We start from the raw sequence: 14,600 nt of genomic DNA on the forward strand, positions 1-14,600 counted from the left end.
AAAGGTGTCAAAGTATAGCATTTCAGACAAAAAGAATTTGATAAAAATCACACAAAAAAGTATCAGAAAGGTTCCAATCAATGAGCGGGAACTGGCTGTTTTTCAAGAAAATCTTTTGCCCGGATTGTTTCGTCCGGTAGTGGAGGGAAAACATCGGATTGCGTACACGGCACCCCAGTCCATTCCATTAAAAAGCTATATCAAAAAGGGATTAAACATTCACAAATTTTACAGTATCGTTGCCCAGGTGGTAGAGATGACAAAGAAAATAGAAATGTATAAATTCAATCTGCCAAACCTTGTACTTGATACCGGAATCATTTTTGTAAAGGAGACAACCGGAGAACTGTTCTTCTTGTATGAGCCACTGATGAGCAGGGAGAACAGTATCAATGTGTATGGATTCTTAGAAGAAGTGATAAAAGAGATTCAGACGGAAGATTTAGAACTACGAAATGAATGTAAAATGTTTCAGGAGTTTCTTTTGAACACAGCAAATTACCGGATTGAAGATATTGAGCAATATATCTTAAACCGTTATCCGCAAATCTATCAGGAAATCAAACGGACAGAGAGTGGAAAAAGTGGGTTCATCGCTAGCTCCCAGCTTGCAAACAGAAAACATTACGCACCGTCCGCAAGGATGGAACAGCCCTACACTCCAGAGAGACAGTCTTATGTTCCACAACAACAGGCGGCAGAGAGAATGCCAGTACCGGAGGAAGAACCGGGAACCTCTCTTTTGATGGAAGAGGATGGAACCACCTTGTTAGATGAGGAAGATGGAACCACCTTATTGAATGAGCAGCGCATGGAGGCAGGTCTGATTCGAATTAAAACCGGGGAATATGTTCAAATTTATGGGTCAGCATTTTTCATTGGAAAGTCCGCAGACAATTCCCTGTGTCTAAGTGATAACAAAGCAATCAGTCGGAAACATGCTGTTATTTATCAGAACAATGGAACTTTTTCCATTATGGACCAGGGTTCCACCAATCACACGTTTCTTCGAGGGGAGATGCTTACACCAAACTGTGAGGCAGAGTTATGCGATGGGGATGTAATCCGGCTTGCAGACGAGGAATTTGAATTCAAGATAGAAGAATAGGAAAAGTAAGAGGAAAAGACGTTGGAAGAATTCATAGAAAATCAGGTAAGAGAAGTAAAAAATGGAATTGGAACAGCCTATGTCCTGGAGAATAATGAACTGTTTTATGACATCGGGTATAAGGTCATGCAGAATCTGGATGAAAGCTGCCTGCTAAAATGCTATCGCTTAAAATACAATGGAAAAATAAAATTAGTCTATTTTACCAGTGAGTATGAAAGCATTGCGCAGATGATTCAACGGTTGACACCAGATGCAGCACAAAACGTGGTGGCACGCATGTATGAGGCTTTCACTCAGATAGAAAATCTTGGATTTTTGGATGTCTCTTACGTAGATAACCGCCTGGACCATATTTTTGTAGACCCAATTACAAACGTAGTCAAAATTATTTATCTTCCGGTTAACATTCCGGGGAGAAAGAAAAATAAAGCTGTTTTTGAGAATGAGATAAAAGCGCAGCTAAATCAGCTGGCAGTAAGCACACCAGCCATGCAGACATCGGTGCAGCCAACGATGCAGGCATCTCCACAGCCAGCACAAAAGATTACGACACCAGTACAGCCGGAAGCACAGAATGTTCAGGTGCCTCCCCAGAGAAATATGGAATGCATCCAGATTCAGTCGCTGGATGGTCAGATTCAATTTCAGGTAGGGCATGGAGATTTTGTGATTGGAAAAAGCAAAGATAGAGTGAACGGTGTCATTATCGGCAATCCGGCGGTCAGTCGTGTGCATTGCAAGATTCTGTATCAAAATGGGACATATTTCATTGTGGATATGGGCAGCTCGAACGGAACCTTTTTAAATGGAAAAAGAGTGTCGGCTACAGAGCCGCTTCCGATTCAGAATGGAAGCAGAATCCGGATTGCAAATATAGAACTTATGGTGCGAGGATAGAAAAATGAGTAAACCATTGATTGTGCTTGTAGATACGGATGAATCCTATCTTGCAACGTTAGAAAATAAATTTTTAGTAGAGTTAGGGGATAAAGCGGAACTCGAAATCATATCAGATTTGCAATATTATGAACAGTTTTTCTCCACACCGGTGACAGCAGAGATTGTAGTTGTGGATGAAAAAATAGATACACATGAGTTGCAAAAACACAATATCCAGAACCTGTTTGTACTTTCTGAAAGCAAGGAAACAGGTGGAACAGAGAATTTAGCTGTATCAAAAGTATTTAAGTATCTTGGTATCCGTGAACTGTACAACGAATTAACCTACAAGAGTGCGGCAAGGCTTGAGGAAGGTGAAAATTCAGAGCGGTCAACACAGGTTATCGCACTGTATTCGGCAGCAGGTGGAACCGGAAAGACAAGTCTCTCCGTCGGATTAGCGGAATGTCTTGCAAGAAAACACAAGCGAATCCTGTATGTAAATACGGAATCCGTTCAGGAATTTTCCTTCTATTTAAAAGATAAAAGTGGAATGCCAAACGATGGTTACCGCGCTATTAAGGAGGATGCGACTCACATTTATCAGAATATCCGTTTTTTCCTGCGAAAAGAGAACTTCACGTATCTGCCTCCGTTTTTATCAACGCTGGATGCAAGAAATCTTTCATTTGATATTTACGCAAAGATTATTTCCGGCGCAAAAGAAAGTGGCGAATATGATTTTATTATTGTGGATATTGAAGCCGGATACGAGCAGAGCAGAATTCAGTTGCTGCAAGAGGCCGACAAGGTAATGTTAATCACGATGCAGGATATTATGTCAACCTGCAAGATGGAATACATGATGCACTGTCTGGATTTTCGGGATCGTGAAAAGTACATGGTCATCATGAACCGGTATGATGCAGAAACTGAAAATGCATACTTACAGTCTGAATTGCAGACGCAGTTCCCGGTAAAGGAATATGTAGATAAAGCGGCAGCAGCCTTAGAAACTGCGGAACAGTTAGCGGGATTAGACGGAATCATCAAAATCTCATACATGTTTATATAGAGGAGTCAGAGATGGAAGAAAAAGCAGTCGTAGTATTTATAAATCAGGAAAGTAAAAAGCAGGTAGATCTTGAAATACCGCTTGAAATTACCGCAAATGATCTGGTACTTGCATTAAATGAGGCATACGGACTTGGAATCGATACCAACGATATTTTTAACTGTTACCTCGTAGCGGAAAATCCAATTGCATTTTTAAGAGGAAATAAGACACTCAAAGAATTCGGAATCCGCAATGGTTCCTACATTATTTATCGGAGAGGCTAAAGATGGAATATCAGTATAAAGTAATTATCAGTAATAGAACAATCTATAAAGAATTTGAAATTCAGTCGGATATGGACAAGGTAAAACTTGGAACAGGGTCTTCCTGCGAATTTCGTCTGAATCCGGAAAACTTTTTCTCGGAGTTCGAGATTGAATTTCGCAAAGAAGGAAAAAAATGGGTGCTAGAGTGTTCGGATGAGATTTATATCAGCAAGGGGGACATGCGGAAGCTCTTATCAACGGATATTGCACATGGAGATGTGCTCTCAATTCGTTATGCCTCCACCGGAAACGAAGTATTTGAACTGCGTTTCTTAATTGATTTTGAGGCAAAGATACCTTTTTATAACTGGTATGTAGAGCTTGGAAACACCATGGATATCGCCACGGATGCAACAGCAGATCTTATTTTAAAAAGCAGATTCAGCAATAACAGTAAGATAAGACTAACTGCAAGCGGCAACACCTATTTATTAGAGGAGATTGTATCCGAGTATGGTGTCTACCTGAACGGAAGAAAGATGCAGCAAAAGACAGCGCTAAAGGATTGTGATTTCTTCTCGGTTGCAGAATTTCACTTTTATTATCGTGACCGAAAAATCTTTTTTGACAGAGAGAATCTTGAGGTTGCAAATGGCGCAATCAAGGAATTAAGTGTGCAAAGCAATCATTTTCGATATCCGCTGTTCAATCGGAATACACGTATTCGAAAGCAGCTTTCGGATGAAAAAATAGAGATTTTAGATGCACCGGCGATTCCAAAGAAACCAGAGAATAACATTGTGTTAACATTGATGCCATCAGTTGCTATGTTAGCGCTGATGGTGGTTGTACGTGGAGTCATGAATCCGTCAGGTGGTTCCTATGTCATCTTCAGTGTCTGCTCCATGGGGTTAGGAATCGTTACGTCAGTATTAGGATTTTTCTCAGGAAAGAAGCAGTATAAAAAAGACTGTGCAGATCGAATCAATAAGTATACCAATTATATTGAAAAGAAAAAGCTGGAGGTATCGACAGACAGGCAAGAGGAATTAGAAAGCTTAAACGAAACTTACTGCAATGTGCAGCAGGATATTGATATCGCAATTCATTTTGACAGACGTCTTTTTGAAAGAACAAGAGAAGATGAGGATTTCCTAAGTATTTATTTGGGACAAGGAACGATTACTTCTAAGCGGCAGATTGATTATAAAAAGCAAGAGCGCCTAGAAGTAGGGGATGAGCTGACAGAGATGCCAGAAAAAATTTATCATCTCTTTGAAAAAATTGACCGTGCACCAATCTGTTCGGATATGAAAAATTCGAATGCAATTGGAATTGTAGGGGAAAAAGAATCCTTATATGGCATGTTTAAAAATATTGTTATCGATATTGCAGTTCGTCATTACTATGGAGATGTAAGAATTTTTATGCTGGTTGATGATGAAAGCAAGTATCGCTGGATTCGTCTTTTACCACACCTTGTAAATGATAGTGGAATTCGAAATATTGTATTCAATAACGAAAGCAAAAACAATATTTTCGAGAGTTTATATCGGGAACTGACTTATCGGGAGCAGTCAGAGGAAATTCCATATTACGGAGTTGTACTTGTAGAAAATGAGTTTGGAATCAAGAATCACCCAATTTCAAGATACATAGAAAGAGCGTCTGAGCTTGGAATGACATTTGTGTTCTTTGAGAGAAGTGTAGAGGAACTCCCACTGCACTGTGATGAGATTATTCAGTTACATTCTGATACCGAAGGAGAAATCTGCAAGTCGGAAGATGGAAACCAGGTGCAAGAATTTGAATACCAGGCAGTGTCAGATCAGCAGGCAGCACAGGTTGTACAAAAGCTGGCACCGGTATATTGTGAAGAAATCAGCCTTGAGAATTCTCTGCGAAAAAATATTACGCTTTACGAGCTGCTTCATATTTTTACAGCGGAGGATTTGGATTTAAAACAGCGTTGGAGTGAATCACAGATTTATAAATCCATGGCAGCACCGTTAGGTGTCAATGCCAAAGATGAAGTTGTGACACTCAATTTGCATGAAAAAGCACATGGTCCTCACGGACTTGTAGCCGGTACGACAGGTTCAGGTAAGAGTGAAATATTACAGAGCTATATTTTGTCTGCCGCAACAATTTTCCATCCTTATGAAATTGGATTTGTGATTATCGATTTTAAGGGTGGTGGAATGGTAAATCAGTTCCGAGACCTGCCACATCTGATAGGTGCAATTACCAATATTGATGGAAATGAGGTACAGCGTTCCTTAAAATCCATCAAGGCGGAATTAATGAAACGACAAAATCTGTTTGCGGAAGCTGGTGTAAACCATATTGATAAGTACATTCAATTATATAAAGAAAAGAAAGTATCAGTTGCGTTGCCACACCTTGTGATTATCGTAGATGAGTTCGCAGAGTTAAAGGCGGAACAGCCAGAGTTTATGAAAGAGTTGATTAGTGCGGCACGTATTGGACGAAGTTTAGGGGTTCACCTGATACTTGCAACACAGAAACCAAGTGGTGTGGTAGATGCCCAAATCTGGTCAAACTCCAAGTTTAAATTGTGTTTGAAAGTACAGTCAAAAGAAGACAGTAACGAGGTGTTAAAGACACCGCTAGCGGCAGAAATCAAAGAGCCAGGACGTGCGTACTTGCAGGTTGGAAATAATGAGATTTTTGAGTTGTTCCAGTCTGCGTATAGTGGGGCGCCGGCAACCATGGAGGAAACCGAAGGTAATAAAGAATTTGGAATCAATCAGCTCAATTTTGCCGGTATGAAAAAGATGGTTTATCAGAAGAAAAAGGCAAAAAGAAAAGATTCCCAGAACAAAAACCAGCTGGATGCAATTGTGGAGTATATCGCGTCCTACTGTGAAAAGGAGCACATAAAAAAATTGCCAAATATCTGTATGCCGCCACTGCCACAGGTGCTTGATTACAAGAACGGCGAGAGAACTGATGCAGAAGAGATTTATGCAACCATTGGTCTTTTAGATGATCCGGATAGACAGCTGCAGGAAGAACTAAGCATCAATGTTACCTCACAAAATTACATGATAATTGGCTCCGCACAATGTGGAAAGACCAATGTATTGCAGACCATTATCCGAAGCATTGCAGAAAATTATACACCACAAGAAGTAAACTTATACATGATTGATTTTGGCTCCATGATTTTAAGAAACTTTGCAGAATTAAATCATTGTGGAGGCGTTGTCTGCGTATCCGATGATGAGAAGCTAAAAAATCTGTTCAAACTTTTGAACACAGAGGTGAAAAAGAGAAAAGAAAAGCTCGCAGAGGCAGGTGTCAGCTCTTTTGTAGCATACAAGGAAGCCGGAAAATCAGATTTGCCACAGATTGTAGTGCTCATTGATAATATGACAGCGTTAAAAGAAATGTATCTTCAGGATCAGGATTATCTGCTGCCACTTTGCAGAGACGGTATTGCAGTAGGTGTTTCCTTTGTTGTTGCAAATGTGCAGACATCCGGAATCGGCTATCGCTATCTAAATAACTTTGAAGGAAGAATGACACTGTTTTGCAATGAGACTTCTGAGTACGGAGTTATGTTTGAAGGTTGTAGAATGAAACTTCCAAATATCCCGGGACGAAGTCTGGTTCAGCGAAACAAGAATACATATGAGTGCCAGATGTACTTGTCGTTTGAAGGAGAAAAAGAGTTTGAGCGAGTACGCGAGATTAAGAAATTTGTGGAAGAGCAGAATGCGAAGTATGCAGGTCAAAAAGCAAAAGTGATTCCAGAAATACCAAAGGAATTAAATGTGGATTATATGCAAAAGGTATATCCAAATTACCAGAAAGAGGGAAATGTGGTACTTGGTCTGGACTACAACACGGTATTACCAAGTGTGCTTGATCTCACCGCAGGTGGAATGCTGACACTTTCCGGTAAAAAGGAAAAAGGAAAAGATGCTTTTGCAAAATATTTTGTGGAATCAATGCTTAAGGAAACATTTGGAGAGACAGAATTATATATTCTAGACGATATGACGCGCAAGTGGGGGGACTATGAATTCCATCCAAACACTGCAGTATATTCCAATACATCAGAGACCATCCAGGCTGTGATTGACGAGATGGATCAAAGAGTGCAGATGCGTTATGAGCAGTTCTCGGAAGGACAATTCGATGCGTTGAAAGAGGAGCCATGGCTGGTACTTGTGGTTGAAAGCTCCGATGCAATCGCAGAGTTAAGTGGAAACAAGCAGGCGATGTCAGCCATCAAGAGCTGGATTGGAAAATACAGAAATATGAAAGTATTTCTCTTGATGTCAAATGTGGAAAATAACAATATTGCATTCAGCGCACCAGATCTGTTAAAGGTTGTGAAAGATAACCGCAGATATCTGATATTCGAAGATGCAAATAATATTAAATTGTGTGACATTTCCATCAGTGTCACAAAGAAGTATGCAAAGCCTCTTGAACCAGGGGAAGCATTCTATGTTCATGAAAATGAATTGACAAAATTAAAGACAGTTACATTAAGTTGATGGAATCTGCTAAAGGGCAGTTTACCATAAAAATTATTTAAGGAGGGCCAGAAGAAATGGCAGTGAACAAAGTTGATTATGAGGTACTTACAAATGGTGTAAGCGTGTACGCTAACCAGGCAGAAGCATTGGACGAGGTAATCCAGGCTTTGGTGAAAATGAATGGAGAATTACAGAATGGTTGGACAAACCAGACTGCAGATGCATTCATTGAAAGATTTGAAGATGAGTACAAACCAGCACTTGAAAACGCAAGAGATGCCGTTCAGAGTATTTCAGACTTCATCCAGAACTACATGCAGAATAGACAGGATGATGATGCACAGGGTGCAGCAGCAGTAAGAGCCTAATTTTATTTGTGTCACCTGCCAGTTTCGGCAGGTGGCCAAGTAACACGAAAAGATTCAAGGGGAAAAAGAATGAGAGACTTTTCAGCAGCAGCGAAAGAAACATTATTGGGTTATGTCGAAGAAGTAACAGCAAGTGGAATATGGGAAAAAATTGGTGATGCAATCGGAGATTGCGGATTAACAGTACAAGGCTGGTTAGAGCAGCTTGGAATATTAACGTGTACACAGGATGTAGAACAGTATTATAAGAAAATACTGGATAAAAATAATACAACAAAAGAAGAAATTGAAGAAATATTTACGAATGTTCAGAAGGTTGATGCAGACTATGTAGAGAAAATATTAGAACTCATGTATGTAGGGAACCTTCTTATAAAATATATAACAGATATGACAGATTCCATTGATCCCGATGGTGGAAAAATAGATGTAGGAAAGCTGACGGAACTGTTAGAGAGTGATAAAGAGGAACTGGAGAAGGCACAGTTAGTGGTCGTAAAAACTTTAGTAGAAGACGATGAACTGGAAGATGCCACGGAGTATGTGGAGGCGGTAGTGTCATATAAATTGACGTATGATGAATTTGAGGCATTATCAGAGGAAGAACAGTTAAACTATTTAGGCAGAGTAGCAGACTGGTTGTTAGCACTCTATCCAAATATTGAATTAGAGGCAGGCAAATACGAAATTAGTGTGCCAATTGGTGCAGATATGGCTGCAACTTACAATGTGACAGTAACTGCATCAGGGGAAACGGGTAATAACAATACCGTTAAAATTACCATGGAAGAACAGCAGATGGTCATAAAATCTGCGTATAAGTTGGATTATAAAAATTTGTCGGCTTCGGTGGATTCGGATGGGGTGAGTGCTGGTACAGATATAAAGAATGGTGAGTTTGTGTTAAAGGGAACATCGGATGGAAATCTATTAGTGAATGGACAAATTTCGAATGGGAAATCAAAAGCGAAAGTTGAAACTGGAACGAATGGTGTGACAAGCAGCATGAAATTTGAGGTGTCAACAGTGTTAGATGATAAGACAAGTGTAAGTTCTTTTATAAAAGTTGATAAGTCAAATAACACAGATATGCCAGGATGGGAACTTATACCCATAGATGTGGAAGAGGAATATTCGGAGCCAATCGAATATAAGATTGATGGTGAAAAAATTGAAGAAGGTGCAATAGTTGCAGTGGTGGCAATAGGTTTGTATGAAATTGTAAAATGGGGAGTTGCGATTGCCACCGCTCCAGAGACGATGGGAGCATCAATAGGCGTAGCAGTAGCAACACCATAAAGATTAAAAAGAGGACAATAATATGAAAAGAAAAAACATTTTTGGAACAATAGTAGGAGTTGTCATCGTAATATGCGTCTTGATGGCAATGGTACAGTTTAAGAAAGAGCAGATTACACAGAAGGACAATGTTACAGTATTACCAGGCGGAGTTACAATCAAAAAGATAGAAGATGATGAAGAGTACGACATCAGTAAAAACTATTATAAAGATTATGATGACACGGGATTAGAAACGTATGTAATAACAACAGTGTTTAATTATGATTCAGAAGAATCATATATAAAGGAAATACGTGAAGCAGACATTTGTGAGTATATATATAAGAATGAAGAAGGATATGTGGATGTAAAAGTCACAGAAAAACAACGAAAAGAATGGCTAAGCACAGCTGAAGAGAATATAAATATAATTCTAAAAAATATGGAGGACGAAGAAAAGTGTAGTTTTGAATTTAAAGAGAAGTACACAATTTTAGAGTCAAAGGTGGAAAAAAATTATTCATTACAAGCATATGCGAAAGATATAATAAATTTACTTTATAATGCTGAGATAATGCAAATATTTTCAGAAACTGAAAAAGAATGGTCAGTAAATGTAATAATAGAAAATATGAGTACAGGAAAGGAACTTGTAAATATTCAATATCCGCAAGAGGATTTAAGGATTGAACCTAATATGTGGAAAGAGTAGAGGATTGAGTTTGTGAAAAAAGATGCAAAAAGTAATATATTAGTGATAGTTGAAAGCATAATAGGAATTATTATTGCGGTATGCATCTTGATGGCGCTAGTGCAGTTAAAAAAGAACAGATTGTCATCGTAATATGTGTCTTGATGGCAATGGTTCAATTTAAGAAGGAACAGATTACGCAGAATGAGAGTGATATTACACAGAAGGACAATGTTACAGTATTACCAGGTGGAGTTACAATCAAAAAGATAGACGATGATGAAGAGTACGACATAAGGAAGGAAAAATGAAAAGAAGAAATATTTTTGGAATAGCAATGGGAATTATCGTCGTGATTTGCATCCTGATGGCAATGGTGCAGTTTAAGAAGGAGCAGATTGCACAAAGTGAGGTTGATGCTGCACAAAAGGAAGATGTTACGGTTTTACCAGGTGGAATCACAATAAAAAAGGTAGACGATGACGAAGATTACGATACTAGCAAGAATTATTACAAGGATTATGATGATACAGGACTGGAAACGTATGTGATATCTGGTGTTTTTTCTGATGAGGAAACATATATAAAAGGGATAAGAGAGGCAGATATATGTGAATACATATACAAGAACGAAGACGGAAATGCAGATGTAAAAGTGACCGAGGAACAAAGGGAAACATGGATAGGCAGTGCAAAAGAAAACATAGAATATGTTTTGGACAAGGTGAAAGACGATGAAGAGAGTAATTTTGAAATAAGTGAAGATTACACGGAATTAAACGTGAAAATAACAAAACAAAGTTCACCATCAGAATTTTTATCAAATGTAGAAGTATTATTATACAATGCGGAAATCATACAGGTTTTTACAGGAGAAAAGGATTGGTCAGTACATTTTATAGTGCAAAATATGAACACAGGATATGAATTGGTAAATGTACAGTATCCACAAGAAGGATGGAATATTGACGAAGATACCTGGGATGAGTAAGGAAAGTAGAATGAAAAGAAAGAATATTTTTGGAATTGTAATGGGAATTATCGTCGTGATTTGCATCCTGATGGCAATGGTGCAGTTTAAGAAGGAGCAGACTGCACAAAGTGAGGTTGATGCTTCACAAAAGGAAGATGCTACGGTTTTACCAGATGGAATCACAATAAACAAGGTAGAAGATGACGAAGATTATGATATAAGTAAAAATTATTACAAAGATTATGATGATACAGGACTGGAAACATATGTGGTATCTGGTGTTTTTTCTGATGAAGAATCATATATAAAAGAAATAAGGGAAGCAGGTATATGTGAATACATATACAAGAACGAAGATGGATATGCGGATGTAAAAGTAACAGAGGAACAAAGAAAAAGGTGGATAGAATCAGCGGAACAAAGCATAGAAAAAATCCAAAAAAATTTAGAAGGAGAGGAAATGTGTAGTTTCGAGTTTAATGACGATTATACAGTCTTAGAGTCGGATATTTCAAAAAAATATTCAGTAAAAAGTTATACATCTGACATATTTACATTAATATATGACGCAGAAATTATGCAAGTATTTTCAGGGAGAGATGATTGGTCTGTGAATATAGTGATTAGAAATGTAAACACAGGTTATGAGCTTGTAAATATTCAGTTTCCGCAAGAAGAATTAAATATAACACCAGATACCTGGGATGAGTAAGGAAGGTAGAATGAAAAGAAAGAATATTTTTGGAATTGTAATGGGAATTATCGTCGTGATTTGCATCTTGATGGCAATGGTACAGTTTAAGAAAGAACGGATTACACAGAAGGACAATGTTACAGTATTACCAGGTGGAGTTACAATCAAAAAGATAGAAGATGATGAAGAGTACGACATCAGTAAAAATTATTATAAGGATTATGATGATACGGGATTAGAGACGTACGTGATAACAGCGGTATTTGATTATGATTCGGAGACAGAATATATAAAAGAGATACGTGATGCGGATATTTGTGAGTATATATATAAAAATGGAGATGGAAATGCAGAAATAAAGGTTACAGGTAAACAAAGAAAAAAATGGTTAGAAGGGGCAAAAAAAAATATAGATAACGTTTTAGAACGTATGGAAAAAGAGGATATGTGCAATTTTATGGTGGATGAGGATTACGAAAGATTAACAGTTAAAATGACAAAACAATATTCCCCCCAAACTTTTTATGAGGATGTTAAGAGTGTGCTTTATAATGAGGAAATTGTGCAAGTGTTTTCAGGAGTAGAAGATTGGTCGGTACATTTTATAGTGGAGAATATGAATACAGGATATGAATTAGTAAATGTACAATATCCACAAGAAGGGTGGAATATTGACGAGGATACCTGGGATGAATAAAGGACAATAAAATAATATGAAAAGAAAAACATTTTTGGAACAATAGTAGGAGTTGTCATCGTAATATGCATCCTGATGGCAATGGTGCAGTTTAAGAAGGAGCAGATTGCACAAAGTGAGGTTGATGCTGCACAAAAGGAAGATGTTACGGTTTTACCAGACGGAGTTGCCATAAAAAAGGTAGACGATGATGAAGATTATGATACAAGCAAAAATTATTATAAAGATTATGATGATACAGGACTGGAAACATATGTGATATCTGGTGTTTTTTCTGATGAAAAGACATACATAGAGGAAGTAAGAGAAGCGAATATATGTGAGTATATATATATAAATGCAGATGGAAATGCAGATATAAAAGTGACAGAGGAACAAAGAGAAGAATGGTTAAAGAATGCAAAGAAAAATATTGAGGTTATATTAGACCGAACTGAAGAAGAGAGTATGTGCGAATTTAAGTTCAATCAAGACTATACGGTTCTAGAATCCAGTGCTGATAAAGAATATTCAGGGCGAACATATGTAGAGGATTTGATGAATTTAATTTACAATGCAGAAATTGAGCAGATATTTTCAGGAGCAGAGGATTGGTCAATAAATATAATTATAAGAAATATGCGTACAGGATTTGAAATCATAAATGTTAATTATCCACAGGAAGAGATAAGTGTAAAAGGGAGTCTGTGGGACGAATAGGGAAAAAATGAAAAGAAAGAATATTTTTGGAATAGCAATAGGAATCATCGTCGTGATTTGCATCCTGATGGCAATGGTGCAGTTTAAGAAGGAGCAGACTGCACAAAGTGAGGTTGATGCTTCACAAAAGGAAGATGCTACGGTTTTACCAGGTGGAATCACAATAAACAAGGTAGAAGATTATGATACAAGCAAGAATTATTACAAAGACTATGATGATACAGGACTGGAAACATATGTGATATCTGGTGTTTTTTCTGATGAAAAGACATATATAGAGGAAGTAAGAGAAGCGAATATATGTGAATATATATATATAAATAAAGATGGATATGCGGATGTAAAAGTTACAGAAAAACAAAGAAAAGAGTGGGTAAGAACTGCAGAAGAGAAGATAAACAAGATTCTTGAAAAAACAGCTGATGAAGAAAAATGTAATTTTAAGTTTAATGAAGATTATACAGTTTTGATGTCCGAGGTACAAAGTCAATACACATTACAAACATATGCGGAGGATATGGTAAGTTTAATTTATAATGCAGAAATAATTCAAATATTTTCAGAAAACAAGGAAACGTGGTCTGTAAATGTAGTGATAGAAAACATGGACACGGGAAAGGAACTGGTAAATATTCAATATCCACAAGAAGATTTAAACCTTGAAGCAGACATGTGGGACGAATAAGGAAGGAAAAATGAAAAGAAGAAATATTTTTGGAATAACAATGGGAATTATCGTCGTGGTATGCATCCTGATGGCAATGGTGCAATTTAAGAAAGATCAGGCAAACATTGCACAGAAGGAAAATGTTACCGAGTTGCCAGGTGGCATTACAATAAGAAAGCTAGATGATGACGAAGATTATGATATCAGTAAAAATTATTATAAGGATTATGATGACACTGGATTAGAGAAATATGAGATAACGAAAATTTTTGACTATGATTCGGAAGCAGAATATATAAAAGAAGTGCGTGAGGCAAATATTTGCGAATACATATATAAGAATGAAGATGGAAATATAGAGGTAAAGGTTACAGAGAAACAAAGAAAAAAGTGGTTGAAGATAGCAAAGAATAATATCAATCAAGTTATAGAACGGGTAAAAAAGGATGAAGAAAGCGATTTTGAAATAGGTGATGATTATAAAGAATTAAATGTGAAAGTAACAAAGCAATGTTCAGCACAAGAATTTTTAGCAAATGTTAATGCTGTAACATATAATGAGGAAATCATGCAGGTTTTTTCAGGTGAGAAAGATTGGTCAGTGCATTTTGTAGTACAAAATATGAATACAGGATATGAATTGGTAAATATTCAATTTCCGCAAGAAACATGGAGTATAACACCAGACATGTGGGACGAATAA

The 14,600-nt window shown here is 37.4% G+C and carries 15 protein-coding genes; all 15 read left to right on the forward strand.

Going from position 1 to position 14,600, the window contains the following annotated elements; genetic code table 11:
* Positions 1 to 4 precede the first annotated feature (4 nt).
* The 15 genes from BIV16_RS01325 to BIV16_RS01395 all read left to right on the forward strand — a co-directional run bounded on the left by BIV16_RS01325 (position 5) and on the right by BIV16_RS01395 (position 14,600).
* Positions 5 to 1,108 (forward strand): FHA domain-containing protein, encoded by a 1,104-nt coding sequence (locus tag BIV16_RS01325; protein WP_075679695.1) that lies wholly within the window; start codon positions 5 to 7, stop codon positions 1,106 to 1,108.
* A 21-nt stretch (positions 1,109 to 1,129) separates the two neighbouring features.
* Entirely contained in the window at positions 1,130 to 2,008 is an 879-nt protein-coding gene (locus BIV16_RS01330; protein ID WP_075679694.1) for an FHA domain-containing protein, read from the forward strand.
* 4 nt (positions 2,009 to 2,012) lie between these two features.
* On the forward strand, positions 2,013 to 3,065 hold the full coding sequence (locus BIV16_RS01335) for an AAA family ATPase (RefSeq protein WP_075679693.1): 1,053 nt from the start codon (positions 2,013 to 2,015) through the stop codon (positions 3,063 to 3,065).
* Positions 3,066 to 3,076: 11 nt separating this feature from the next.
* On the forward strand, positions 3,077 to 3,331 hold the full coding sequence (locus tag BIV16_RS01340; protein ID WP_075679692.1) for an EsaB/YukD family protein: 255 nt from the start codon (positions 3,077 to 3,079) through the stop codon (positions 3,329 to 3,331).
* Positions 3,332 to 3,333: 2 nt separating this feature from the next.
* Positions 3,334 to 7,845, forward strand: a complete 4,512-nt coding sequence (essC, locus tag BIV16_RS01345; protein WP_075679691.1) for a type VII secretion protein EssC — start codon at positions 3,334 to 3,336, stop codon at positions 7,843 to 7,845.
* A 56-nt stretch (positions 7,846 to 7,901) separates the two neighbouring features.
* Positions 7,902 to 8,195, forward strand: a complete 294-nt coding sequence (locus BIV16_RS01350) for a WXG100 family type VII secretion target (protein ID WP_075679690.1) — start codon at positions 7,902 to 7,904, stop codon at positions 8,193 to 8,195.
* Between the two features lie 69 nt (positions 8,196 to 8,264).
* A complete protein-coding gene (locus BIV16_RS01355) occupies positions 8,265 to 9,494 on the forward strand; it encodes a hypothetical protein (RefSeq protein ID WP_075679689.1) in 1,230 nt (409 codons plus the stop codon).
* A 22-nt stretch (positions 9,495 to 9,516) separates the two neighbouring features.
* Entirely contained in the window at positions 9,517 to 10,188 is a 672-nt protein-coding gene (locus BIV16_RS01360) for a hypothetical protein (protein WP_075679688.1), read from the forward strand.
* Between the two features lie 80 nt (positions 10,189 to 10,268).
* Positions 10,269 to 10,478 carry a hypothetical protein gene (locus BIV16_RS01365; protein ID WP_075679687.1) on the forward strand — a complete coding sequence of 70 codons (210 nt, stop codon included), beginning with the start codon at positions 10,269 to 10,271 and terminating at the stop codon, positions 10,476 to 10,478.
* Positions 10,475 to 11,158: a hypothetical protein gene (locus tag BIV16_RS01370; RefSeq protein WP_075679686.1), complete on the forward strand. Its 684-nt coding sequence runs from the start codon at positions 10,475 to 10,477 to the stop codon at positions 11,156 to 11,158. The genes BIV16_RS01365 and BIV16_RS01370 overlap by 4 nt, the downstream gene beginning before the upstream one ends.
* A gap of 10 nt (positions 11,159 to 11,168) precedes the next feature.
* Positions 11,169 to 11,852, forward strand: a complete 684-nt coding sequence (locus BIV16_RS01375) for a hypothetical protein (protein WP_075679685.1) — start codon at positions 11,169 to 11,171, stop codon at positions 11,850 to 11,852.
* Between the two features lie 10 nt (positions 11,853 to 11,862).
* A complete protein-coding gene (locus BIV16_RS01380) occupies positions 11,863 to 12,531 on the forward strand; it encodes a hypothetical protein (RefSeq protein ID WP_075679684.1) in 669 nt (222 codons plus the stop codon).
* A 75-nt stretch (positions 12,532 to 12,606) separates the two neighbouring features.
* Positions 12,607 to 13,230: a hypothetical protein gene (locus BIV16_RS01385; protein ID WP_075679683.1), complete on the forward strand. Its 624-nt coding sequence runs from the start codon at positions 12,607 to 12,609 to the stop codon at positions 13,228 to 13,230.
* Positions 13,231 to 13,237: 7 nt separating this feature from the next.
* Positions 13,238 to 13,915, forward strand: a complete 678-nt coding sequence (locus BIV16_RS01390) for a hypothetical protein (RefSeq protein WP_075679682.1) — start codon at positions 13,238 to 13,240, stop codon at positions 13,913 to 13,915.
* Between the two features lie 10 nt (positions 13,916 to 13,925).
* Positions 13,926 to 14,600 carry a hypothetical protein gene (locus BIV16_RS01395; RefSeq protein ID WP_075679681.1) on the forward strand — a complete coding sequence of 225 codons (675 nt, stop codon included), beginning with the start codon at positions 13,926 to 13,928 and terminating at the stop codon, positions 14,598 to 14,600.

Origin of the sequence: Roseburia sp. 831b, assembly GCF_001940165.2 — a bacterium.
Lineage (GTDB): Bacteria > Bacillota > Clostridia > Lachnospirales > Lachnospiraceae > Roseburia.

Coding starts and splice junctions, on each gene's coding strand:
- BIV16_RS01335 (WP_075679693.1), top strand. CDS start 2,013: ATGAGTAAACCATTGATTGTGCTTGTAGATACGGATGAATCCTATCTT.
- BIV16_RS01340 (WP_075679692.1), top strand. CDS start 3,077: ATGGAAGAAAAAGCAGTCGTAGTATTTATAAATCAGGAAAGTAAAAAG.
- essC (WP_075679691.1), top strand. CDS start 3,334: ATGGAATATCAGTATAAAGTAATTATCAGTAATAGAACAATCTATAAA.
- BIV16_RS01350 (WP_075679690.1), top strand. CDS start 7,902: ATGGCAGTGAACAAAGTTGATTATGAGGTACTTACAAATGGTGTAAGC.
- BIV16_RS01355 (WP_075679689.1), top strand. CDS start 8,265: ATGAGAGACTTTTCAGCAGCAGCGAAAGAAACATTATTGGGTTATGTC.
- BIV16_RS01360 (WP_075679688.1), top strand. CDS start 9,517: ATGAAAAGAAAAAACATTTTTGGAACAATAGTAGGAGTTGTCATCGTA.
- BIV16_RS01365 (WP_075679687.1), top strand. CDS start 10,269: ATGCATCTTGATGGCGCTAGTGCAGTTAAAAAAGAACAGATTGTCATC.
- BIV16_RS01370 (WP_075679686.1), top strand. CDS start 10,475: ATGAAAAGAAGAAATATTTTTGGAATAGCAATGGGAATTATCGTCGTG.
- BIV16_RS01375 (WP_075679685.1), top strand. CDS start 11,169: ATGAAAAGAAAGAATATTTTTGGAATTGTAATGGGAATTATCGTCGTG.
- BIV16_RS01380 (WP_075679684.1), top strand. CDS start 11,863: ATGAAAAGAAAGAATATTTTTGGAATTGTAATGGGAATTATCGTCGTG.
- BIV16_RS01385 (WP_075679683.1), top strand. CDS start 12,607: ATGGCAATGGTGCAGTTTAAGAAGGAGCAGATTGCACAAAGTGAGGTT.
- BIV16_RS01390 (WP_075679682.1), top strand. CDS start 13,238: ATGAAAAGAAAGAATATTTTTGGAATAGCAATAGGAATCATCGTCGTG.
- BIV16_RS01395 (WP_075679681.1), top strand. CDS start 13,926: ATGAAAAGAAGAAATATTTTTGGAATAACAATGGGAATTATCGTCGTG.